Consider the following 23,535-nt stretch of genomic DNA (forward strand, 5'->3'; position numbering starts at 1 on the left):
TTCCTTTTTTTATGCTTTATAAATAGTTAATTTTGTTTAGTGGTATCTTTTTTCTTTTTCCCAAAAAGACCTCCTAAAACATTTTTAATCTTATCTTTAGTATTGGTGGTAGAGTCTTTTTTGATAGAATCATTTTTATCTAATCCTAATAATTGTTTTAGTTTATCTTTTCCTTCATCCTTAAGATTTTGTTTTTGTTTCTCAACTAATTCTTTTACCAAGTTAGAGGTTGCATCTTTAATATTGGTGGTAAAACTAGGACTAGAGAAGCTTCCTAAAAGTTTTCCTTTAATGGGAAGACTTTTAACCGTAGCTGCATCTTTAGGGGTGAGTTTCGCAATCATACTAGTAACATCTGTTCCTAAATATTTTACAGGTACATCAAAAACAACATCATAATTCATTGTTTCATCAAAACCATGTTTACCTGATAACTGAATACCAATATCTTGGTAATTCAATTTGATGGGTTTTACAGATACTTCTCCATTTTTAAAAGAAAATAGTCCCGTAGCCTCATGCAAATTTAATTTGTTGATGTCTAAAAAACTTACTTTCTGACCTAAAAGACTTAATACTTTAGAATTACTTGCTTTTAGTTTAGTATTTAATAATTGTCCTAACAAATCTCCTGAAATTGTTTTTAAGTTGGGAGTCATATCATTGTTTAAAAGCCCTGATACTTTTATTGTAGAGTTTATTTTTCCTTCTATGGTTTTTGCTATGGGAGCTATAGATTTTAGCATTTCTAAATTACTAAAAGAATCAGAAATATTTAATTCTTTTAGGTTTAAATCCATATTAAAACTAGCCGTTTCTCCTTTTGTAGAAACGTTTCCGCTAAAACCAATATTACCTCCAAATACATCAGATTTTAGGTCTTGTAGGTTTATGGTTTCATCTTTAATGAAAACAATTCCTGAAACATTTGTAAGATTGATGTTGTCATAAACAACTTTTTGTGCTTTTGCAGATAACTTTACATTTAAAAAAGAAGGAACTTTTAAGGCCGATTCTATAGTTTTTTCATCAGTTTTAGCATCTTTAGATAAAAAATCATTGACTTCTAAATTGCTCGAATTTAAAGTGAAACTTCCTTTTAATTCTTGTTTTTTAAATAAGAATCCGTAAAAGTTATCTAAGTTACCATTTATTGCAATGTCGGAAGCTCCTGTTTTTGCATTAAATTCATTTAATTTGATTGAGTTTGTATTAAAAGAAATAGATGTTTTATCAATTAAAAATGGGTTTGCTACATCTTTTCCATCATATTTAAAGTTACTTAAAGCAATGTTTCCTTTATTTTTTATATTCTGATAGTTTTCTTTTTCTACAGAATTCATGTCAAAACTCGTTGTAATATTTGCTTCTAAAATTCCTGCTAACTCATTTTCTAATTTTATAGGATATACCTTGTTGATATTAGCTAAATTAATAACACCATTTGCCACTAAGCTTACTTTGGGGTTTGTGGTAATATTGTATACATTTCCGTTTGCAGAAAAAACATCTTCATCAATTTTAAAGTTCAGGTGATTTAAATTAACATAAGTGTCTTTTATATTTCCAGTCTTGTTAACAAACTTAGAATCTATGTTAATATTTTTTACAGCTTTGGGTAAATCTGCATATTTAAACATCGCATTTTTTGAAGATAATGAGATGTTGAAAGTTGGAATTGTCTTTTCTGACAAGCTTCCACTTACAATTCCATTCATATTAAAATTACCTTCTGTTTGAATAGATTTTAAATTACCAGAATATTGTTCAGGTAATAAAGCTAAAGCATTTTTAAATGAAGATGTTGGAGTTTTAAAACTTAAATCATACAATTGGCTTTTTTCTTTTAATTGAATAAAACCATTGAACTCTAATGGTAATTGGTTGATGTAAGCGGTGTTTTCTTTAAAAGAATATTTAGAGTTTTTAAGATCGATACCTAAAACTGCATCTAAAGAAATAGCAACGTTTTTAAGATAGTTTACATTGTCTATGTAAAAAGATACTTTGGCTTTAGATTTAGTATCTAAGTCTAGTACCTCATTGGCAAAATTACCTTCTCCAGTATGGTAAATATTATCTAATTGAAGTTTTATCTTAGAACTCTCATCAACATAATTAAATTGTAAATTATCAACAGTATATTCTTGAATACTAAACGAAAAAGAATTGTTATTTTCTGTGTTTTGTGATGTGGTATTTTTTAAAGCAATGTCAAAATTAGCAATATTGTTTTTATTAATAAGAACATTTACTTTTCCGTTAGAAGTAACAATGCTTTTTAAGTTGATGGTTTCATCTGCTTTCTTAAAAAGTTCGGTAATACTCATATTTAGACTTAATGTTTGTGTACTAAATAAAGTATCGCCCTCAAAAGGAATTTTATTGATAACAGCAATATTCTTTACTGTTAAGCTTGCTTGCGGAAAACTTTTAAAAAAGCTTAAATCAGCATCACTAAAAGTAACTGTAGCATTTATATTATTGTTAATGGTATTGGTTACCATTTGTACAATTTTGTCTTTAAACAAAAAAGGAACAGAAACCAATAAGATTAATAATACTAATATAGTTATAGAAAAACTTTTGAGTATTTTTTTTAAAAGAGATTTGTTTGTTTTATGCTTTTTCACGGATCAATATCATTATTAAAATTACAAAAGGCAAAAGTAATCTCTTTAAAACATAACTTTGTTTATATAAAGTTAAATATCTATTTAAATAAATCCATTCCTGGAATATTAGGTATACCACTTTTTGCAGCTATGGCCATTTCGTTTTCATTAATTTTAGTTGCTTTTTCTATGGCTTTATTTAAGGTAAGTATTAGATAGTCTTCTAACTCTTCAGCATCAGAAAGTAAAGAAGGATCAATAGAAATTGCTTTTATTTCTCTATTAGCAGTTAGTGTTATTTTAATTTTTCCGTCGGCAGCAACTTCATCAACTAAAACTGTGTTTAGTCTAGTTTTTGTTTCTTCTACTTTTTGTTGTGTTTCTTTTAATTTATGCATCATTCCAGACAAGTCTCCAAACATCGATTTTATTTTTAATTTAATAAGCAACAAAATTAGTGAATTCACAGATATAATTAAACAGTTAAAAAGGAGAAAAATATTTATCTCTAGCATAGTATTAAGTCTTATTTTTGCAATCGCTTGTAAAAATGAAACCATGAAAAGTACAGATGCTAATTATCCTATTGCAGATAAACAACCTATAAAATTAGAAAAACACGGAGATGTTAGAATAGATAATTATTTCTGGATGCGTTTGTCTGATGAACAGAAAAATGCTGAAGTTAAAGATGAACAAACTCAAAAAGTAGTTAATTATTTAGAAGAAGAAAATAAATATTACAAAAAGGTAACAGATTATGCTAAAGATTTTCAAGAAAAACTATTTCAAGAAATGAAAGGTAGAATTAAAGAAGATGATTCTTCTGTACCTTATAAAGACAATGGATATTTTTATATCACAAGCTATGAAATAGGGAACCAATATCCCATTTATAGTAGAAAAAAAGGAAGTTTAGAAGCAAAAGCAGAATTAATTTTTAATGTAAATGAGGAAGCAAAAGGGTTTGATTATTTTCAGCTAGGAGGCTTAAATATTTCTCCAGATAATAAATTAGTAGTTTTTGCAACAGATACAGTTAGTAGAAGACAATATTTTTTACGAATTAAAAATTTAGAAACTGGCGAAATTTATAAAGATGTTATAGAAAATACAACTGGGGGTTCTGTATGGGCAAATGATAATAAGACCATTTTTTATACAAAGAAAGATCCTGTAACACTAAGAAGTGTAAAGATTTACAGGCATGTTTTAGGAACGCCAACATCAGAAGATGTAGAAGTTTTTCATGAAGAAGATGATACATTTGGAACCTATGTAACAAAATCTAAATCAAACAAATATATTATTATTGGTTCTTATAGTACTGTTTCTACCGAGGCTCAATACTTAGATGCCGATAATCCTACAGGAGATTTTACGATTATACAACCAAGAGTAAGAGATTTAGAATATAGTGTTTCTCACTTTGGAGATCATTTTTATTTATTAACCAATAAAGATGGCGCAATTAATTTTAAGTTGATGAAAACGCCGATTTCTAAAACTTCAAAAGAGAATTGGGAAGATGTAATTCCGCATAGAGCAGATACTTTGCTAGAAGATTTTTCTATTTTTAAAGATTATTTAGTAGTAGAAGAACGTACCCAAGGGTTAAGTAAAATTCGTATTATACGTTGGGATAAAAAAGAAGATTACTATTTGCCTTTTAACGAAGAAACCTATTCTGTTGGTGTATATGCTAATCCAGATTTTGATACAGAAATAATTAGGTATTCATACAATTCGTTTACAACACCAAGTTCTGTGATCGATTTTAATATGAAAACTCAAGGCAAAGAAGTTAAAAAAGAACAAGAAGTTTTAGGAGGAAAATTTAAAAAAGAAAATTACTTAAGTAAGCGAGTTTGGGTTACAGCTAGAGATGGAAAAAAAGTAGCTATTTCTTTAGTATATCATAAAGATACGGAGTTAAATAAAGATACACCATTACTACAATATGCATACGGTTCTTATGGTGCAACAATTCCTGATAATTTTTCGACAACACGGTTAAGCTTGTTAGATAGAGGTTTTGTGTATGCATTAGCACATATTCGTGGAAGTCAATATTTAGGAAGAGAATGGTATGAAGATGGAAAAATGTTAAAAAAGATAAACACATTTACAGATTTTATAGATTGTTCTAAATATTTAATAGAAAATAATTATACGTCTGCCAAACATTTATATGCAATGGGCGGTTCTGCAGGTGGATTATTAATGGGAGCCATTGTAAATATGAATCCAGAATTGTATAACGGAATTATTGCGGCTGTCCCTTTTGTAGATGTTATTTCTACGATGTTAGATGATAGTATTCCGTTAACAACAGGAGAATATGATGAATGGGGAAATCCAAACGATAAAGAATATTACGATTATATAAAATCGTATTCACCTTACGATCAAATAAAGGCCAAAGAATATCCTAATATTTTGGTTACAACTGGATTGCATGATTCTCAAGTACAATATTGGGAACCTGCAAAATGGGTTGCAAAACTTCGTGAATTAAAAACAGATAATAATTTATTGTTTTTAGAAACCAATATGGAAGCAGGTCATGGTGGAGCTTCTGGTCGTTTTGATGCATTAAAAGAAACCGCTAAAATGTATACTTTCTTAATTGCATTAGAAGATAAATTAGAGAGTTAGATTTTCTATTTCAATTCTAAAGCGTACTTTTGCATCTGATTGAAAAAATGTAAGCATTATTGCAAGCAAAACGAAGCAATCTCTCTTTAATATGTTAGATTACTTCGTCATTCATACTCGTAATGGTGTTTTTAATATAAGGAATGACAAGAAATCAAGGTATTACAAATACAATTTTAGAACTAGTTGGTGAAACTCCATTAGTTAAACTTCACAAAATAACAAAAAATTTACAAGGTTCTTATTACGCTAAATTAGAAGCATTTAATCCAGGGCACTCTGCAAAAGATAGAATTGCTTTGCATATTGTAGAAAACGCAGAAAAAAGAGGAATTCTAAAAAAAGGTGCTACTATTGTAGAAACTACTTCTGGAAATACCGGGTTTTCTTTGGCAATGATCAGTATTGTAAAAGGATACAAATGTATATTAGCAGTTAGTGATAAATCATCGCAAGATAAAATAGATATGTTAAAATCGATGGGTGCAGAAGTGCATGTTTGTCCTGCAAACGTTGCCCCAGAAGATCCAAGATCTTATTATGAAGTAGCAAAAGCTATTCATAAAAAAACACCTAACTCTGTATATATCAACCAATATTTTAATGAATTAAATATTGAAGCTCATTACAAAACAACTGGGCCAGAAATATGGAAACAATCCCAAGGTAAAATAACACATTTAGTTGTAGCAAGTGGAACAGGAGGAACCATTTCAGGAACAGGAAAGTATTTAAAAGAACAGAATCCAAATATTAAAGTTTTAGGAGTAGATGCTGTGGGCTCTGTACTAAAAAAGTATCACGAAACAGGAAAATTAGACCTTAACGAAGTAAAGCCTTATAAAATAGAAGGTTTGGGGAAAAATTTAATTCCTACTGCAACCGACTTTAACGTGATTGATGTTTACGAAAAAGTATCGGATAAAGAGGCAGCTTTTGCGGCAAGAGAAATTGTAAAGGCAGAAGGGATTTTTCCAGGATATACCTCCGGAGCAGTATTACAAGCTACCAAACAGTATGCTTCTTTAAATATGTTTTCTAAAGATAGTTTTGTTGTTTTAATTTTTCCAGATCACGGTTCTCGTTACATGAATAAAATTTATAGTGATGTTTGGATGAAAGAACAAGGCTTTATAGAATAGCATTGTAATCTTCAAAATTTGATATACTGCAAAAAAAGCGGTTTATTTGCAATTCGTAAAAAATAAAACAAAGAACATGACGAAAGATTTATTTGAAAGAATAAAAGGAGATAAAGGGCCTTTAGGAAAATGGGCAGAAAAAGCAGAAGGATATTATGTTTTTCCTAAATTAGAAGGACCAATCTCTAATAGAATGTCTTTCAATGGAAAGAAAGTAGTTACTTGGAGTATTAATGATTACTTAGGTTTGGCAAATCATCCAGAAGTATTAAAAGCAGATGGAGCTGCGGCAACAGAACATGGAATGGCTTACCCAATGGGAGCTAGAATGATGTCTGGTCATACTCCATATCACGAACAATTAGAGCGCGAATGTGCAGAATTTGTAGAAAAAGATGCTGCTTACTTAGTTAATTTCGGATATCAAGGGATGGTGTCTGCTATAGATGCGTTAGTTACTAAAAATGATATTATTGTCTATGATATGGACACACATGCTTGTATTATAGATGGTGTTCGTTTGCATGCTGGGAAACGTTTTGTATATCGTCATAACGATATGGATAGTTTTGAAAAAAACATCAAACGTGCTCAAAAAATGGCAGAAAAAACAGGTGGAGGAATTTTAGTAATTTCTGAAGGAGTTTTTGGAATGCGTGGAGAGCAAGGTCGTTTAAAAGAAATCATTTCCTTTAAAAAAGATTACAATTTTAGATTGTTAGTTGATGATGCACATGGTTTTGGTACCTTAGGAAAAGATGGAAAAGGAACTGGTGTAGAGCAAGGAGTACAAGATGAAATAGATATTTATTTTGCAACATTTGCAAAATCTATGGCAGGTATTGGTGCTTTCTTTGCTGCAGATAAAGATATTATTCAGTATTTACAATATAATATGCGTTCTCAAATGTTTGCAAAATCTTTGCCAATGGCAATGGTAAAAGGAGCATTAAAACGTTTAGATATGTTGCGTACAATGCCAGAATTAAAAGAAAAATTATGGATCAATACCAATGCTTTACAATCTGGGTTGCGTAATGCTGGTTTTGATTTAGGAACTACACAAACTTGTATTACACCGGTATATTTAAAAGGAGATATTCCAGAAGCTATGGCTATGGTAAATGATTTAAGAGAAAATCATGGTATTTTTTGTTCTATAGTTGTGTATCCTGTAATTCCAAAAGGATTAATTATTTTAAGATTAATACCTACAACAACCCATACACAAGAAGATATAGATGAAACCATTACTGCATTTTCTGCTATAAGAAAATTGTTAGAAAATGGAACTTATAAAAAAATTGCAGCTTCAATGATGTAAATTTTTTAATACTATAGTAATAGTAAAAAAAACCTCACAGTACTGTGAGGTTTTTTGTGTTTAAAAGGTTAGTTAAAGAAAAGTTCTTTTTTATCTTCTAATATTTTTTTTGTGGTAATATATCCTAGATTAAAAATTGCATCAATACTATTCATCTCAAAAGTTCCATATTTATTTAATTCTTCTGGTGAAATAATCAAATCACAAGCAGGAAATTTTAACATAGATTCTGATGCTACTTTAATTTTATAGGCTCTTTCTACAACACTATAAGAGTGTTTCAAATCTTTAATACTAATTTTTTTTAAGAAATTAACATATACACCTATGATTTTATCACATTCCTTTTGTAGTGGTTCTACAGGAAAATTATTTAAAGTTCCTCCATCTATATAGAATTTTCCATTTATTTCAGTTGGTGTAAAAACACCTGGGAATGAAGCCGAAGCAATAATAGGTTTGATAAGTTGTCCTTTACTAAATATTTTTAAAGATCCATCAATCACATTTGCGGCGGTTATGAATAAAGGCTTTTTTAAAGCAGAAAAATCATCAATTGGAAGATATTTTTTAAGATCATCATAAAACTTTTCCGAATTTATAAACCCTGGTTTGTTGCGTGCATATCTGCTTGTTTGAAATATTGATATGGTTTTAAAGAAATTCAACATTTCGGACCAATCTACACCAGCGGCGTATAAAGCTCCAATAATAGCTCCTGCACTTGTTCCCGAGATATGTGTTGGAGTAATGTTATATTCTTCTAATGCTTTTATAACTCCTATATGTGCTGCGCCTCGTGCACCACCTCCGGAAAGGACTAAACCTATATTCATGTTTAAGTTAATTTAGTTTACATTACAAATGTAGTAAGATGATTACAAATAATTTATGATTATAAATTGTTACTTATAAAACAGGACTAAATATTTTTGCAATACCTTCTTTTAGACGATCTGTTTTTGGTCTTTTAAGATATTTTTGATAATTTATTTCGCTACTTTTTGCACAATCTATTAAAAAATCTTGTTTTAATTCTGTACTTATTTTACTATCGTAAATAAGGGCATTTACTTCGTAGTTTTGTTCAAAACTTCGAATGTCTAAATTAGCAGTTCCAATAGAAGTTAGAGCATCATCAGAAACAATTACTTTACTGTGTAAAAAACCATCTGGATATAAAAAAATTTTAACTCCGGCTTCTAACAAACCTTCAAAATAAGATTGTACATTCCATTTCACTAAAAAACTGTCTGAATTTGTAGATAAGAGCAAACGAACATCTACACCACTCATGGCTGTAACTTGAAGTGCTTCTAGTATAGCTTCTCCAGGAATAATATAAGGATTGGTTATATAAACGTATTTTTTTGCACTATTAATTATTGAAAAGTAAAGTTGCTGAACAGAAGAGAAATCAGAATCTGGACCACTTGCAACAATTTGAGCTATAGATTTACCTACTGTTAAATGTTTTATGATGTATTTAGGATTTAGTAAATGGTTTGTGCTGCTCGCAAAACTCCAATCTATTGCAAAAACAGCTTGTAAATTATTTACTATAGGACCTTTTAATTGTAAATGCATGTCATACCAGTTTCCTAGAATAGGATCTCCGGTTATATATTTATCAGAGACGTTAATACCTCCAGTAAACCCTGTAATTCCATCTACAATAATAATTTTTCTATGGTTTCTATAATTAATTGAAGAAAGTAGCTTACCTAGTTTCATAGGTAAAAAACTATAAACTTCTATCCCTTCTGATTTAAGACTGTTTATGTAAGTATTGCTTAATGCTCTACTACCTAAAGCATCGTAAAGAAAACGAACTTCAACACCCGCTTTTGCTTTTTGTATTAAAATGGATTTGAATTTTTCTGCTAAATCACCTTCTTCAAAAATATAATATTGAATATGAATGAATTTTTCGGCTTCTTCTAAAGATTTCAAAATAGCTTTAAAGGTTGCTTTTCCATTTTTTAATGGTAATAATTCGTTTCCATTTGTTGGTGGGAACTTAGATCCTTTTGTTATTAGTTTTACAATTTTTATATGCGTTTTAATAGAGGCAAGAGTAGAGGTGTTTTTATTATTGCTTAAAGAATTGTAAGAGTTGTCATTTTTTGCATAATACTGTAAGATTTCTTTGTTTTTTTTGCTAGTATAAAATTTATTTTTTCTTCTATTGCGTCCAAGAACAAAATAAAAAAGCATGCCTCCAACAGGTACTGTAAAAATAGCTAATAGCCATGCCAAAGTTTTTGTGGGTCTAATACCATAAATTAACAACCTAATTGTTATAGCAAAAGCCAAAGTAAAATACAGAATAAGTGCTATAGTCATGGTTTAATTGTTTGCTTTTTAATGATTTTAAAATGAATAAGGCCTCCGTTTATATCAGCTTTTTTTAGAAGTCCATTTTCATAATAGTATAAGTTTTGGTTGCCTTTAGGGTTTACTTTTTTATAAATATGATTTCCCATGGCTATTATGGAATTGAATTTTCCGTTTTGTTCAGAAAAACACTTGCTAATATTTCTAGGTTCTTTAAAATATAATTGAATAGTAGAGTAGGTGATGGTATCCTTTATGCTGTTTTCTTTATTTCTATTTTTTATAACTTGATAGCTATTTTTATTCCATTTGGTAACTGTTTTAGTATGCAATTTTTCATTAACTGTAATACTGACATTAGATGATGTTAAGAAATTAGTATTAAAAGTAACATCGTATTTATAATTGACTTCAATATCTTTTATAATTCTAGTATTAATAGTGGTAGAACTTTTATAATACGTTTTAGCGTTATTGTTAATTTTAGTTGCTTCTAGAATTCCTATTACTTTGTTTCTGTGGATAATATCAAATATTAATTTTTCTTGAGAAGTTTGGATAGTATTTCCTAAGTTTATAAAATACAGGTAGAATATTAAAATTCGTATCATAAAATAGTACAATGAATTTGTTACAAATTACAATTTTAAAAGAGAATAAAACAGATTTACATCAGCTTTAATACTTACGTTTATTTTACTTAAAAGAATAAAAGTACTAAAAAGTTAACAAGCAATTAATTTATAAATAAGGAAACAATTATAAAAGTTAATTGAATCGTATTTAACAAATAATATTAAGTATAAATGAAGGTTGTAATAGATTATACCTCTGATTCAGTTTATTTTAATTAAATTTAAAAAATCTTACTAATCAATATCAAAAATAATAAATGACATCTTATTCTATAAGTGAAATAAATAATATTCTAAAAGGAGAACTAATTGGTGATACAGATCAAACAATTATAGGGCCTGAAGAAATACAAAAAGCAAATGCGAATCAGATAACCTTTATTGGAAGTAAAAAATACACTAAATATTGGGAGGATTCTAAAGCGTGTGCAGCTCTTGTAAGTAAGGATGTTGAAATTTTACCTGGAGATAATCGTGTTTTTATTAAAGTAAAAAATGTAGATTTAGCGATGGCAAAGGTACTAGAACTATTTACATTAATGCCTCCAGTTTTTGAAACAGAGATACACCCAACAGCTGTTATACACAAAACAGCTAAAATTGGGAAAGGTTCTAAAATTGGTGCGAACTGCTATTTGGGGAAAGATGTTGAATTAGGGAAGAATGTAGTGTTGTACCCTAATGTTTGTGTGTTTGATGAAACTTGTATCGGTGATAATACGATTGTTTGGTCTGGTACTGTTATACGCGAACGTTGTATTATAGGTAGTAATTGTATTTTTCATACAAATGTAAGTATTGGAGCAGACGGATTTGGATATAGACCAAGTGAAGATGGTCAGCAATTGGTTAAAATACCCCATATAGGTAATGTAATTATTGGAAATTCTGTTGAAATTGGAGCAAATTCATGTGTAGATAGAGCAAAATTTAGTTCTACAATTATAGGTGATGGTTGTAAAATTGACAATCTTGTGCAAATAGCACACAATAGTGTTATGGGACGATCTTGTATTATGGCAGGGCATAGTGGTCTTGCAGGTTCTGTAACTTTAGAAGATGGAGTTATTATTGGGGGAAGTGCTTCTATAAAAGATCACACAACCATACATTCTGGTGCTACTATCTGTGCAGGTTCTGGAGTTATTGGTGATGTAGAAGCTGGAAAGACTGTTTTGGGTTATCCTGCTCAAGATGCTAGAGACATGTTAAAACAATGGGCTACTGTTAGAAGGATTGTAAAAAATAAATAAAATTTTATTGATGGATAAACGAATCATCAATTTCAAGCGATACATATAAAGTTTTGGTATAAAAAAACCTCATCATTAAATGATGAGGTTTAAACTTATGTTTTATGTAGATTAACTTTCTTTACGTTTTCTTCCAAAACCGCTAGATTTTCTATCTCCACCAGAACTTCTATCAGGTCTATCAGAGCTACGTCTGTCAGATCTTCCTCTTCCACTATCACTACTTCTTCTAGATGAAGATGAACCTTCTGAACTTCTGCGTCTTCCAAAACCACCATCTTTTTTACCAAAAGGTTTTTTACCACCTCTTCGTCCACCACCAGAACGTTCTTTTTTCGTAATTTCTACGTTTACAGAGCGTCCATCAAAATCAGGTTGATTGCTAGCAAAAGCGTCTAATGTTTTGTCTTCGTAATTTTTATCAATTTCAAAGAAAGAAAATGTATCTAAAATATCGATAGCTCCAATTTCTATTTTATCTCCTATGTTTTGATCGTTAATTAAACCAATTAATTTAGCAGGATTTAGACTGTCTTTTCTTCCAATATTAATAAAGAAACGAGTCATGTTTTCATTTTCTGTTCTCGCTCTAGAATTGTCTCTAGAAGATAAATCATTTAAATCTTTAGAGTTTTCATAATACTTTAACATTGTATTAAATTCTAAAGAAACAAATTTTTTGATTAATTCTTCTCTATCTAAAGATTCTAGTTTTTCATAAATACTAGGTAAAAATTCCTCCATTTCAGATTCATTTACCTCCGTGTTTTGAACCTTATCAATTAAATTCATTAATTGATTTTGAACAATTTCTTTACCAGAAGGAACTTTACCTTCTAAGAACTTCTTCTTAATAATTCTTTCTATCTGGCGTAATTTACCTTTTTCTTTTCCATTTACTAACACAATAGAAATTCCTGTATTTCCAGCTCTACCAGTTCTTCCACTTCTATGGGTATAGTTTTCTATCTGGTCTGGTAACTTATGGTTTATAACATGTGTTAATTCGGTAACATCCAATCCACGAGCTGCAACATCTGTAGCCACTAATATTTGAATGGTTTTTTTACGGAATTTTCCCATAACAGAATCTCTTTGCGCTTGAGATAAATCTCCATGCAAAGCATCTGCACTATAACCGTCTTTTATTAAATTATCTGCAACTTCTTGTGTTTCTCTACGAGTTCTACAAAAAATAATTGCATAAATATCAGGATTTAAATCTGCAATTCTTTTTAAAGCAGGGTAACGAGTTCTTTCTGTAACAGAATAATACTCATGACTTACATTGTCTGAACCAGAATTTTTCTCACCAGAAGTAATTTCTACTGGTTTGGTCATGTAGTTTCTAGCAATTGCTTCAACCTCTCTTGGAAAAGTTGCAGAAAACAATAAAGTTTGCTTTGTTTCTGGAGTTGCTTCTAAAACCTTATCCAATTCTTCTTTAAAACCCATGTTTAACATTTCATCAGCTTCGTCTAAGACTAACCATTGAACGTTTCCTAGTTTTAATGCTCTTCTGTTTATTAAATCTACTGTTCTACCAGGAGTTCCAACTACAATTTGAGAACCTCTTTTTAAAGATCTAATTTGATCTTCCATACTAGAACCACCATAAACGGTAGTTACTTTTACATCTGGTAAGTATTTACAAAAGTCTTTGATGTTATTACCAATTTGAACTGCTAGTTCTCTTGTTGGTGATAAAATAATTGCTTGTACGTTTTTACTGTTGGTATCTAATAGTTCTAATATTGGTAAACTAAAAGCAGCAGTTTTACCTGTACCTGTTTGTGCAAATGCTTTTAAATCGTCTGTTGATGAAATAATTTGCGGAATTGCTTTTTCTTGAATAACAGTTGGTTTTTCGTAACCTAAATCTGTTAATGCTCTGTTGATAGGTTCTTTTAAACCTAATTCTAAAAATGTTGACATTACTGTGTTTTTGTGGATTCACAGAACGCCCAACCTGCAAACCCGATTATATTTCGACTTAATTTTCTATTGAGGTAACCTCAAAAATAAAACCGTGCAAAGGTACAGTAAATTAAATAGATAGCAAGTTTTATATGAGATTAGTTATTATTTTTTTAAATTGCGAAGTTGCTGGTATATATTTTTAGAAGAAATAGATGCGTATCCGTTTTTTACAATTCCTTTAGAATTTACTAAAATTGTACGAGACATTTTACTAGTTAAAAAATTATTTGCTGCACTATTGCTATCTACATAAAATTGTGTTTTTATATCTATATTTCGAATTCTATCAGGAGTATTCTCTCCAAATTTTATTAATATAAATTCTACTTCTGGAAACTTTTTAGATAAAAAGTTTACTCTTGATGAAATATAGCTTTTAGAGTAATGTTCTAGACTCCAGAAAAGTAAAAGGGTGTTTTTCTTTTTAATAACTTCTTTTACAGAAACTTTACCATTAGCTAAGTTTGTGATAATAAAATCTTCTAAAGGTTCACCTCTTTTAATATAATCATTGTCTTTTAAAAGTTTTTGTATTCTTGTTTTATCTTCTTTGTTAGAACTTAACTTAAAAAAAGTATCAAAAGCCGCTTTATTAACATTACAACTAGATTTTGTGTAAAAATGACCAATAACGGTTTGCTTTAAAAAAGCATTTTTTGAATCTTTCGCGTTAATTTTTTTATCAATGGTTTTTAATAAATCTACAGTAAAATCAGAAGAGTATTCGTTAGTCATTGGTAAGTGACCTAGAGAATAGGTTAAATTATATAAATAACTTCTAATAAATTTAGAATAAGGATAATAGTACATTAAAGAATCGTTATTGGTATTAATAACATTTCTATGGCTGTAAAAAGTACTTTCTATTTTAGGAAAAACCTTAGACTTTGTTTGATAGACATATTGTGTAGGGTATCTTTCTATTCTTGTAAATAGAGGATAAGTTAATGCTGTTTTTAATAGAGATTTAAATCCGATAGTTTCTTCGGGATGATTTTCTAAGTAATTTTGATAGGTTGCATTTTTTAAATTTAATAGAGAATCTACTTTTTGTTTAAAAATTGCAGGCTTTTGTGTATTTAACTCATAAAAAAAGCGATTGCTTTTTTCATCTTCTAAAAAACAATCTAATAAAATATTATTTCTTTCCGCTCCTTTACCTGCATAAACTAAAGATTCATCAAAGTCCCAAGTGTTTAAACGAAGCATTAAACTGTCGCTTTCTTCAATATAAATATATTGGTTTTCTGTGCCATGAGTAAAATAATACAAACCTTCATTTGCATTTTTTATTTTCCCTAGAAAGTTGTTTTTACCATTTAAAAAAAAGGTATCAATTACTTTTCCCATAGAAAACAAAATCACGTGATTTGATTTTGGGTTGATAATTTTGCCTCCAAAGTAGGTGTCTTTATTGTTTTTGTCTTCAGTACAACTAACAATAAGTACAAGACTTAGAATTAATAAAATGTTTAAAAATATTCTTTTTCCCATATTTAAATAAGCTAAAAATAGCTATAACAAATTTAAGTATTCATTGCCCTTAAGTTGTTAATTCATTGTTAAAATAGTTCTTAAAAAAAGAATAAAATTCAAAATTTACTTTACAAAAATCCAATTGAACTTCAGTTGTAAAAAGACAAATCTAATTCGTACTTTTGCACAAAATTTAAAAACAAGATTATGTTATCAGTTTCTAATTTATCTGTACAATTTGGAAAGCGTATATTATTTGATGAAGTAAATACAAAATTCTTACAAGGAAATTGCTACGGAATTATTGGCGCAAATGGAGCGGGAAAGTCTACTTTCCTAAAAATTATTTCAGGCATACAAGAGCCAACATCTGGACAAGTTCATTTAGAAGCAGGTAAAAGGATGTCTGTGTTAACACAAGATCATTATGCTTTTGATGAATTTCCTGTTTTAGAAACCGTAGTAATGGGTAATAAAGATTTGTTTAAAATTAAAAAACAAATTGATGATCTATATGCAGATTATACAGATGAAAATGCAGAAAAAATTGGTGAACTTCAAATAGTTTTTGAAGAAATGAATGGTTGGAATGCAGATTCTGATGCTGCTGCCATGTTATCTAATTTAGGTATTTCTGAAGACTTACATTATACATTAATGAAAGATTTAGATGGTAAACAAAAAGTACGTGTCTTAATAGCACAAGCACTTTTTGGGAATCCTGATGTATTAATTATGGATGAGCCTACCAATGATTTAGATTTTGAAACGATTGCTTGGTTAGAAAATTTTATCGCAAATTTTGAAAATTGTGTAATTGTAGTTTCGCATGATAGACACTTTTTAGACGCTGTTTGTACACATATTTCTGATATAGATTTTAGTAAAATAAATCATTATTCTGGTAATTATACATTTTGGTATGAATCTAGTCAGTTAGCTGCAAAACAACGTGCACAACAGAATAAGAAAGCAGAAGACAAAAAGAAAGAATTAGAAGAATTTATCCGAAGATTTTCTGCCAACATGGCTAAATCTAAACAAGCTACTTCTCGTAAAAAAATGATCGACAAGTTAAATGTGGAAGATATTAGACCATCAAGTAGACGCTACCCTGCTATTATTTTTGAGAGAGATAGAGAAGCTGGTGATCAAATTTTAAATGTAGAAGACTTGTCTAAAGAGTTTGAAGGACAAAAATTATTTGACAATGTACATATCAATTTAAATAAAGGAGATAAAGTTGCTGTTATTTCTAAAGATTCTAGAGCTATTACTGCTTTTTATCAAATTATAACAGATAATGAAAAAGCAGATAGCGGAGAATTTTCTTGGGGAGTTACCACAACTCAGTCTTATTTGCCTTTAGATAATTCATCATTTTTTCAAGATGGAGAATTAAACTTGGTTGATTGGTTAAGACAATATGCACAAACTGAAGAAGAAAGAGAAGAGGTTTATTTAAGAGGTTTCTTAGGGAAAATGATTTTTTCTGGAGAAGAAGCTTTAAAGAAAAGTAATGTACTTTCTGGAGGAGAAAAAGTGCGTTGTATGTTATCTAGAATGATGATGAAAAGAGCTAATATTTTAGTGCTAGATGAACCAACCAATCACTTAGATTTAGAATCTATACAATCTTTAAATAATGCATTAATAAACTTTAAAGGAACCGTGTTGTTTTCTACTCATGATCATGAGTTTGCACAAACAGTTGCTAATAGAATTATAGAGTTAACACCAAAAGGTGTTATAGATAGGTATGCTACTTTTGATGAATATTTATCTGATCCCAAAATAAAAGAACTAAGAGATAAAATGTATTCTTAACTTTGAAACGTAAAGTGCGTAAAAAAAATCGCAAAGTACGTAGATAATTTCTTTGCGAACTTTGCGATTTTTTTTGCGACTTTGCAGTTAAGTTTTTATTTCTTTTGCAAAGGACTAATTATTTTTACATCAGAAAAAGAAATTGCACCTCTAATAACACCATCTATCGTGTTTTTTAGAGCTTCTATAAGTTGCATTTTTAATTGAGATTTATGATAAATTAAACTGACTTCTCTTGCAGGTGGTGGACTCGTAAATTCTCGTAAATGGCTTTTATCTACATCATTTAAATCTAATGTATGCAAATAAGGAAGAAGTGTCATTCCTAAACCTTCTTTAGAGAGTTTTATTAAGGTATCAAAACTTCCGCTTTCTAATTGAAATCTTTTTTTGTTATCAGTTTTATGGGTTCTACATAAATTTATAATACTGTCTTTAAAACAATGCCCATCCTCTAAAAGTAAAATATCATTCATTTCTAACTCATCTGCCGTTATCTGTTTGTTATTAAAAAGCCTATGGTTTTGAGGTATTAAACCAACAAAAGGTTCATAGTATAAAGGTCTTTCTTTGATAGCTTCGCTTTCTAGAGGAGTTGCAGCAATTGCAGCATCTATATGGCCGTCTGTTAATTTTCTTACAATTTCTTCGGTAGTTAATTCTTCAATAATTAATTTTACTTTAGGATATTTTTTAGTGAAATTATTTAAGAACATTGGTAATAAAGTAGGCATAATGGTTGGAATAATTCCTAATTTGAATTCACCACCAATAAATCCTTTTTGCTGATGTACAATATCTATGATTCTATTGCTCTCATCAACTATAACTTTTGCTTGTTCTACAATTTTTTTACCAACCTCTGTTAATTCTATTGGTTTCTTAGACCTGTTAAAAATTTTTACATCTAATTCATCTTCTAATTTTTGAATTTGCATACTTAAAGTAGGTTGCGTAACAAAACTATGCTCTGCTGCAACTGTAAAGTTTTGATATTCTGCAACAGATAAAACGTATTTTAATTGGGTAATTGTCATTTGTATAAAAAATTTTGATAAAGATATTAAAACTATCAATAATTATTATACAATATTTTATTAAATTTCTATTAAATTTGATGTATCAATTAAAATAGAGGTAAAATGAACAAAACAATATTAGGATTAGACAAAAAAGAATCAGCAAATTTAGTGAATGAATTAAATGGATTGTTGGCCAATTTTCAAATTTATTATCAAAATTTAAGAGGTTTACATTGGAATATTAAAGGAAAGAATTTTTTTCAATTACATCTGAAATTTGAAGAGTTTTATACTGATTCTCAAATTAAAATTGATGACATAGCAGAGCGTATTTTAACATTACAAGGAAAACCTTTACATACATTTGCAGATTATATAGAGAATGCTTCTGTACCTGTAGGAAAAAATATTTCTAATGATGTAGAAGGGGTAGAACTTGTTGTAAATTCTCTTTCAGAATTATTAAAAATAGAAAGAGAAATTTTAGATTTGGCTGGAGAAGCAGATGATGAAGGAACAAACTCTATGATGAGTGACTTTATTGCAGAACAAGAAAAAACAATTTGGATGTTAAATTCTTGGTTAGGTAAATAATTGAAAATTATTTTATAAACAAATAATAAAAAAAGGAACTCAAATTGAGTTCCTTTTTTATTATAATTTATAGCTGACTCCAACTTCTATACCTAAAATACTGTAACCGTTATTAGGTGATTTTGTATCAAAGTTTGAAACATGACCAACATTAGTACCCAAATATAGAGTTGTTTTATTAAAAGTTTGGTAATTTAACCCTAATGAGCCATTTTCTACAAAAGTAAAACCTTTTGCTAAACGCTCTGTTCTTGTATCAATTGTAGCTAGAGCTAAACCAATAGTTAGTTGTAATTCTAGTTTTGATAAAAGCTGTTTTTTTACAGCAAAACCTAGTTCTAAAGCATAAATATGCATGGTTTTTAGTTTGCTAAATTCCGCTATTTTTTCTTGAAAATGATCTTCGTTTGGTAATATAAAATACTTATTTATTAATTGATGTTTTATAACCTGAACTTGTGGTTGAACAATTAAATCAAAATCAAGCGATTTCCAATTTCCTAAATAGTAAAAAGCTTGAAGTTTATAGGTATTTGTATGGTAAGCGTAATCTTTATCATCAAACAAAAAGTTTTTTTTATTAGCGTAGTTGTATAAAAAACCAATTTTTTTAATGTTTAATACTCCCTTTTTAGAATCTTGAGCATAACAATATAAACTAACAAATATTAAAAAAAAACACAATTTGTTTTTCATAACGTATGTTAACTAAACATTTTAGCTACAGTTTCTGCTTTTCTACTTTTTGAATAGTCGTAAAAACCTTCACCAGATTTAACTCCCAATTTACCAGCCATAACCATGTTAACTAATAAAGGACAAGGAGCATATTTGGGGTTTTTAAACCCGTCGTACATTACATTTAAAATAGATAAACAAACATCTAAACCAATAAAATCTGCCAATTGTAATGGCCCCATTGGATGTGCCATTCCTAATTTCATCACCGTGTCAATTTCTGAAACACCAGCAACTCCGTTATATAAAGTTTCTATAGATTCATTAATCATTGGCATTAATATTCTGTTAGCAACAAAACCAGGATAATCATTAACTTCAACAGGAATTTTATTTATTTTCTTAGTTAAATCAACTGTAAAATTCATTACATCTTCTGATGTATTATAACCTCTAATAATTTCTACCAATTTCATTATTGGTACAGGGTTCATAAAGTGCATTCCAATTACTTGTGTAGGTCTGTTTGTTACTGCGGCAATCTGCGTGATAGAAATAGAGGAGGTGTTAGTTGCTAAAATGGTGTCATCAGAACAAACTTCATCTAATTCTTTAAAAATTTTAGATTTTAAAGTAACGTTTTCTGTAGCTGCTTCAACAACTAAACTGGCATATTTTACACCTTCTTTAATAGAGGTAAAGGTTGTAATATTAGCTAAGGTTTGTATTTTATCATCTTCAGAAATCTTTTCTTTGGCAACCATTCTATCTAAATTTTTAGAAATAGTTGCAATTCCTTTGTCTAAAGCAGCTTGTGAAACATCAATTAATTGAACGTTGTAGTTAAACTGAGCAAAGGTATGCGCAATTCCATTTCCCATTGTTCCTGCTCCAATTACGGCTATGTTTTTCATGTTTTTTAAGTTTTATTTTTTACGAACTTTTATCAATAGTTATATTTATCCATTGCAGTTTCCCTTTAACACATCTAATGCTTAATTTGTTTTTTAGGAATGATTTATAGTTTGTTTAAAAGCAATCAATGATCATTTGTGCTACTCTTAAAGCCTCTGTTCCTTGTTTTAAAGAAACAATAGGAGTTGTCTCATTTTCAATTGCATCTGCAAAAGTTTCCAATTCATCTAAAATAGCATTGTTAGCTTGTACTTCCGGATTATCAAAATAGATTTGCTTTTTTATGCCTTCTGCATTTTGTAAAATCATTGCAAATTCATCGGGAGTTTCGGGTACATCTTTCATTTTTACGACTTCCGATTTTTTTTCTAAGAAATCTACAGATATATAGGCGTCTTTTTGAAAGAAACGAGATTTACGCATGTTTTTCATAGAAATTCTGCTAGCAGTTAAATTGGCAACACAACCGTTTTCAAACTCAATCCTTGCATTTGCAATATCTGGAGTTTCAGATATTACTGAAATCCCACTAGCATGTATATTTTTTACTTTAGAGTTGACAACTGAAAGAATAATATCAATATCATGAATCATTAAATCTAATACAACAGGAACATCTGTACCTCTTGGATTAAATTCTGCTAACCGATGTGTTTCTATAAACATTGGATTATCAATCATGTCTTTTACAGCTGTAAAAGCAGGATTAAAACGCTCTACATGACCTACTTGTCCTTTTATGTGTTGTTGACTTGCTAAAGTTCTAATAGCTTCTGCTTCTAAAACAGTTTTAGTAATTGGTTTCTCAACAAAAATATGACAACCTTTTTCGATTGCTTTCTTTGCACAATCAAAATGAGATAATGTAGGTGTTACAATATCAACAACATCTACTGCGTCTAATAATTCTTCTATAGAGTTAAACAATTTGTATCCAAATTCTTTAGCAATTTTTTGAGCATTTTCTGTAAAAGGATCGTAAAAACCTTCTAATGAATACCTTTGAGATTCTTGTAATAATTTTAAGTGAATTTTACCTAGATGTCCTGCACCTAATACACCAACTTTTAGCATAAGATATTGATTTTGTGGATTTTAAGATTTTATAAAATCTTAGAAAACAAAGATACAATTTTATAAGAATTTATATAGAATTATTCCTATTTTTAGGTTTTGAAAAACTAAAAATTTGAAAGACACTTCTAAACATCAAGGACTTAGAAACCAATTGGCTAACGTTTTAAAAGCGAAAGGAATTACCGATGAAAATGTATTGAATGCCATCAAGAAAATTCCTCGTCATTTATTTATAGATTCGAGTTTTGAAACACATGCATATCAAGATAAAGCATTTCCAATTGCTGCAGAACAAACCATTTCACAGCCTTATACAGTTGCTTTTCAATCGCAAACTTTAGAGGTAAAACCAACAGATAAGATTTTAGAAATTGGTACAGGTTCGGGGTATCAAACGGCTGTTTTATTAGAGTTAAAAGCAGATGTATATTCAATAGAAAGACAACGAGAATTATTTAAAAAGACTTCCTTGTTTTTACCAAAACTAGGATATAAGCCTAAAAAATTTATTTTTGGAGATGGTTATAAGGGCTTAATAGAACAAGCTCCTTTTGATAAAATAATAGTAACTGCTGGGGCGCCATTTGTTCCAAAACCTTTATTGTCTCAACTAAAAGTAGGGGGTAAGTTGTTAATTCCTGTTGGTGATAAAACTCAAATTATGACTTTATTTATTAGAAAATCAGCAAAAGAGTTTGAGAAACATGAATTAGGAGACTTTGCTTTTGTACCAATGTTAGAAGAAAAAAATTAGATATTCTTTTTTATGTTTCCTAAAGAGCCTTTTTTAGAAGGAGTAAGTTCATATATATAATTGGGATGTAAATTTTTAATAGGTCTATGAGAAACAAAAAGTATGGTTGTATCGCTTTCTTTTGCAATTTTATTAATTAATGTGACAATTATAGCAGTGCCATAATCATCTAAATGAATTAAAGGTTCATCTAAAATTAATAAAGGAGGATGCTTAATCATTGCTCTTGCAATTAAAACCAACCTTTTTGTAGCTGTTGTTAATTCCTGAAAAAAGGTATTACTTTTATTTTCTAAATTTAATAACTGCATCCATTCTTTTGCTAGTTTAATTTGTAAAGAAGTTGGTGTTTTATACAAACCAATACTGTCAAAAAAACCAGAGACCACCATTTGTTCTACAGTAACTTTTCTTTTAAATAATTCTAATATAGCAGGACTAAAATAGCCGATTTTTTCTTTAATTTCCCAAACACTTTCTCCTGAACCTTTTTTCTTGCCGAATAAAAAAACTTCTTGTCCGTAAGCTTTTACATTATTACCATAAATCATAGACAAAATAGTTGTTTTTCCTGAACCATTTGGACCAATTAATTGCCAAAATTCATTTTTATGAATTGTCCAATTGATGTTGTTTAAAATACAACGATTTTCATAACTTACAGTTAGGTTTTTTAAAGATATCAGCTCTTCTGGGATATTTTTGTAATATGTTATAGGCTTTGGAATTTCTCCTTTAAAAACCCAAGTATCTTCTTTAAAAATATATTTTTTAATTGGAATACTTGCTATAATTGTTTCGTTTTTGATTTCTAAAACATCTGTAATTATGGGTAAGATTTCTTCTTTTCGATTAAAAATTTGAACGAAAATGATCTCAGAAGATAATTTTTTAAGTGTCTTTTTTAAATGGGATACTGATTTTAAATCTAAACTTTCAAAAGGACTGTCTAAAATTAAAAAGGTAGGTTTTTGTTCAATTAAATAGTTTAATAAAGCTTTTTTTTGCTCTCCGCTAGATAAGGTTCTTATGCTTCTATTCTCTTTTTTGGTTAAAAGTTGCGTTTGATGTTTGGCTTCTTTTTCAATAAATTTCTCTAAAATGCTATTAGAGAAAACAAGTCCTTTTTTATATTTTAAATTAGGTAAAGAATGAGTACCATTTAAAATGCTGTTTATAAATTTACTTTTATTGGTAAGATTTGTGTTATTTATTGCAAAATGGAAATTGTCCATAGTTCTTAAATCG

At 29.1% G+C, this 23,535-nt stretch carries 19 protein-coding genes; 7 read left to right on the forward strand and 12 right to left on the reverse strand.

Annotated features, from left to right (window positions below; translation table 11 throughout):
- Positions 1 to 26 precede the first annotated feature (26 nt).
- Together MC378_RS04060 and MC378_RS04065 are read right to left on the reverse strand one after the other, a co-directional pair.
- On the reverse strand, positions 27 to 2,507 hold the full coding sequence (locus tag MC378_RS04060; protein ID WP_242177446.1) for an AsmA-like C-terminal region-containing protein: 2,481 nt from the start codon (positions 2,505 to 2,507) through the stop codon (positions 27 to 29).
- A gap of 206 nt (positions 2,508 to 2,713) precedes the next feature.
- Complete coding sequence (locus tag MC378_RS04065; protein ID WP_242177657.1) at positions 2,714 to 3,037, reverse strand: YbaB/EbfC family nucleoid-associated protein; 324 nt, start codon at positions 3,035 to 3,037, stop codon at positions 2,714 to 2,716.
- 136 nt (positions 3,038 to 3,173) lie between these two features.
- Here MC378_RS04065 and MC378_RS04070 point away from each other — a divergent pair, with 136 nt between their 5' ends.
- The 3 genes from MC378_RS04070 to capB all read left to right on the forward strand — a co-directional run bounded on the left by MC378_RS04070 (position 3,174) and on the right by capB (position 7,739).
- Positions 3,174 to 5,273, forward strand: coding sequence for a S9 family peptidase (locus tag MC378_RS04070; protein ID WP_242177447.1), 2,100 nt, complete (start codon positions 3,174 to 3,176; stop codon positions 5,271 to 5,273).
- A 143-nt stretch (positions 5,274 to 5,416) separates the two neighbouring features.
- A complete protein-coding gene (gene capA, locus MC378_RS04075) occupies positions 5,417 to 6,415 on the forward strand; it encodes a cysteate synthase (protein WP_242177448.1) in 999 nt (332 codons plus the stop codon).
- A 76-nt stretch (positions 6,416 to 6,491) separates the two neighbouring features.
- Entirely contained in the window at positions 6,492 to 7,739 is a 1,248-nt protein-coding gene (gene capB, locus MC378_RS04080; protein ID WP_242177449.1) for a cysteate-C-fatty acyltransferase, read from the forward strand.
- Positions 7,740 to 7,807: 68 nt separating this feature from the next.
- Here capB and MC378_RS04085 read toward each other — a convergent pair whose 3' ends face one another.
- From MC378_RS04085 to MC378_RS04095, 3 genes are all read right to left on the reverse strand, one after another.
- Positions 7,808 to 8,575: a patatin-like phospholipase family protein gene (locus MC378_RS04085; protein ID WP_242177450.1), complete on the reverse strand. Its 768-nt coding sequence runs from the start codon at positions 8,573 to 8,575 to the stop codon at positions 7,808 to 7,810.
- Positions 8,576 to 8,648: 73 nt separating this feature from the next.
- On the reverse strand, positions 8,649 to 10,085 hold the full coding sequence (gene cls / locus MC378_RS04090) for a cardiolipin synthase (protein WP_242177451.1): 1,437 nt from the start codon (positions 10,083 to 10,085) through the stop codon (positions 8,649 to 8,651).
- Positions 10,082 to 10,687 carry a DUF6134 family protein gene (locus tag MC378_RS04095; RefSeq protein ID WP_242177452.1) on the reverse strand — a complete coding sequence of 202 codons (606 nt, stop codon included), beginning with the start codon at positions 10,685 to 10,687 and terminating at the stop codon, positions 10,082 to 10,084. The genes cls and MC378_RS04095 overlap by 4 nt, the downstream gene beginning before the upstream one ends.
- Positions 10,688 to 10,968: 281 nt before the next feature.
- On the opposite strand from MC378_RS04095, the gene lpxD reads away from it, so the two are divergent.
- Positions 10,969 to 11,964 (forward strand): UDP-3-O-(3-hydroxymyristoyl)glucosamine N-acyltransferase, encoded by a 996-nt coding sequence (gene lpxD / locus MC378_RS04100; RefSeq protein WP_242177453.1) that lies wholly within the window; start codon positions 10,969 to 10,971, stop codon positions 11,962 to 11,964.
- Between the two features lie 111 nt (positions 11,965 to 12,075).
- Here lpxD and MC378_RS04105 read toward each other — a convergent pair whose 3' ends face one another.
- A complete protein-coding gene (locus MC378_RS04105; protein WP_242177454.1) occupies positions 12,076 to 13,899 on the reverse strand; it encodes a DEAD/DEAH box helicase in 1,824 nt (607 codons plus the stop codon).
- Positions 13,900 to 14,046: 147 nt separating this feature from the next.
- The gene (locus MC378_RS04110; protein WP_242177455.1) at positions 14,047 to 15,438 is read right to left on the reverse strand and encodes a hypothetical protein; all 1,392 of its coding nucleotides are present in this window, start codon (positions 15,436 to 15,438) and stop codon (positions 14,047 to 14,049) included.
- A 189-nt stretch (positions 15,439 to 15,627) separates the two neighbouring features.
- Here MC378_RS04110 and MC378_RS04115 point away from each other — a divergent pair, with 189 nt between their 5' ends.
- A complete protein-coding gene (locus MC378_RS04115; protein ID WP_242177456.1) occupies positions 15,628 to 17,247 on the forward strand; it encodes an ABC-F family ATP-binding cassette domain-containing protein in 1,620 nt (539 codons plus the stop codon).
- 95 nt (positions 17,248 to 17,342) lie between these two features.
- Here the strand turns inward: MC378_RS04115 and MC378_RS04120 are convergent, their stop codons facing one another.
- Positions 17,343 to 18,284, reverse strand: coding sequence for a hydrogen peroxide-inducible genes activator (locus MC378_RS04120; protein WP_242177457.1), 942 nt, complete (start codon positions 18,282 to 18,284; stop codon positions 17,343 to 17,345).
- Positions 18,285 to 18,389: 105 nt separating this feature from the next.
- On the opposite strand from MC378_RS04120, the gene MC378_RS04125 reads away from it, so the two are divergent.
- A complete protein-coding gene (locus tag MC378_RS04125) occupies positions 18,390 to 18,863 on the forward strand; it encodes a Dps family protein (protein WP_242177458.1) in 474 nt (157 codons plus the stop codon).
- Between the two features lie 60 nt (positions 18,864 to 18,923).
- Here the strand turns inward: MC378_RS04125 and MC378_RS04130 are convergent, their stop codons facing one another.
- From MC378_RS04130 to MC378_RS04140, 3 genes are all read right to left on the reverse strand, one after another.
- The gene (locus MC378_RS04130) at positions 18,924 to 19,559 is read right to left on the reverse strand and encodes an acyloxyacyl hydrolase (RefSeq protein WP_242177459.1); all 636 of its coding nucleotides are present in this window, start codon (positions 19,557 to 19,559) and stop codon (positions 18,924 to 18,926) included.
- A gap of 8 nt (positions 19,560 to 19,567) precedes the next feature.
- Positions 19,568 to 20,455 (reverse strand): 3-hydroxyacyl-CoA dehydrogenase family protein, encoded by an 888-nt coding sequence (locus tag MC378_RS04135; RefSeq protein ID WP_242177460.1) that lies wholly within the window; start codon positions 20,453 to 20,455, stop codon positions 19,568 to 19,570.
- 115 nt (positions 20,456 to 20,570) lie between these two features.
- Positions 20,571 to 21,530 carry a Gfo/Idh/MocA family protein gene (locus MC378_RS04140; protein WP_242177461.1) on the reverse strand — a complete coding sequence of 320 codons (960 nt, stop codon included), beginning with the start codon at positions 21,528 to 21,530 and terminating at the stop codon, positions 20,571 to 20,573.
- 115 nt (positions 21,531 to 21,645) lie between these two features.
- On the opposite strand from MC378_RS04140, the gene MC378_RS04145 reads away from it, so the two are divergent.
- Positions 21,646 to 22,287: a protein-L-isoaspartate(D-aspartate) O-methyltransferase gene (locus MC378_RS04145; protein ID WP_242177462.1), complete on the forward strand. Its 642-nt coding sequence runs from the start codon at positions 21,646 to 21,648 to the stop codon at positions 22,285 to 22,287.
- Here the strand turns inward: MC378_RS04145 and MC378_RS04150 are convergent.
- Complete coding sequence (locus tag MC378_RS04150) at positions 22,284 to 23,522, reverse strand: ATP-binding cassette domain-containing protein (protein ID WP_242177463.1); 1,239 nt, start codon at positions 23,520 to 23,522, stop codon at positions 22,284 to 22,286. The two genes, MC378_RS04145 and MC378_RS04150, sit on opposite strands and share 4 nt — an antisense overlap.
- Positions 23,523 to 23,535: the final 13 nt, after the last annotated feature.

The sequence above is a fragment of the Polaribacter marinus genome, from assembly GCF_022662535.1.
In the GTDB taxonomy this organism is placed as follows: Bacteria; Bacteroidota; Bacteroidia; order Flavobacteriales; family Flavobacteriaceae; genus Polaribacter; species Polaribacter marinus.

Excerpts from the sequence above, each read along its gene's own strand:
- MC378_RS04060 (WP_242177446.1), bottom strand. The coding sequence starts at position 2,507 with ATGGTAACCAATACCATTAACAATAATATAAATGCTACAGTTACTTTT.
- MC378_RS04065 (WP_242177657.1), bottom strand. The coding sequence starts at position 3,037 with ATGTTTGGAGACTTGTCTGGAATGATGCATAAATTAAAAGAAACACAA.
- MC378_RS04070 (WP_242177447.1), top strand. The coding sequence starts at position 3,174 with ATGAAAAGTACAGATGCTAATTATCCTATTGCAGATAAACAACCTATA.
- capA (WP_242177448.1), top strand. The coding sequence starts at position 5,417 with ATGACAAGAAATCAAGGTATTACAAATACAATTTTAGAACTAGTTGGT.
- capB (WP_242177449.1), top strand. The coding sequence starts at position 6,492 with ATGACGAAAGATTTATTTGAAAGAATAAAAGGAGATAAAGGGCCTTTA.
- MC378_RS04085 (WP_242177450.1), bottom strand. The coding sequence starts at position 8,575 with ATGAATATAGGTTTAGTCCTTTCCGGAGGTGGTGCACGAGGCGCAGCA.
- cls (WP_242177451.1), bottom strand. The coding sequence starts at position 10,085 with ATGACTATAGCACTTATTCTGTATTTTACTTTGGCTTTTGCTATAACA.
- MC378_RS04095 (WP_242177452.1), bottom strand. The coding sequence starts at position 10,687 with ATGATACGAATTTTAATATTCTACCTGTATTTTATAAACTTAGGAAAT.
- lpxD (WP_242177453.1), top strand. The coding sequence starts at position 10,969 with ATGACATCTTATTCTATAAGTGAAATAAATAATATTCTAAAAGGAGAA.
- MC378_RS04105 (WP_242177454.1), bottom strand. The coding sequence starts at position 13,899 with ATGTCAACATTTTTAGAATTAGGTTTAAAAGAACCTATCAACAGAGCA.
- MC378_RS04110 (WP_242177455.1), bottom strand. The coding sequence starts at position 15,438 with ATGGGAAAAAGAATATTTTTAAACATTTTATTAATTCTAAGTCTTGTA.
- MC378_RS04115 (WP_242177456.1), top strand. The coding sequence starts at position 15,628 with ATGTTATCAGTTTCTAATTTATCTGTACAATTTGGAAAGCGTATATTA.
- MC378_RS04120 (WP_242177457.1), bottom strand. The coding sequence starts at position 18,284 with ATGACAATTACCCAATTAAAATACGTTTTATCTGTTGCAGAATATCAA.
- MC378_RS04125 (WP_242177458.1), top strand. The coding sequence starts at position 18,390 with ATGAACAAAACAATATTAGGATTAGACAAAAAAGAATCAGCAAATTTA.
- MC378_RS04130 (WP_242177459.1), bottom strand. The coding sequence starts at position 19,559 with ATGAAAAACAAATTGTGTTTTTTTTTAATATTTGTTAGTTTATATTGT.
- MC378_RS04135 (WP_242177460.1), bottom strand. The coding sequence starts at position 20,455 with ATGAAAAACATAGCCGTAATTGGAGCAGGAACAATGGGAAATGGAATT.
- MC378_RS04140 (WP_242177461.1), bottom strand. The coding sequence starts at position 21,530 with ATGCTAAAAGTTGGTGTATTAGGTGCAGGACATCTAGGTAAAATTCAC.
- MC378_RS04150 (WP_242177463.1), bottom strand. The coding sequence starts at position 23,522 with ATGGACAATTTCCATTTTGCAATAAATAACACAAATCTTACCAATAAA.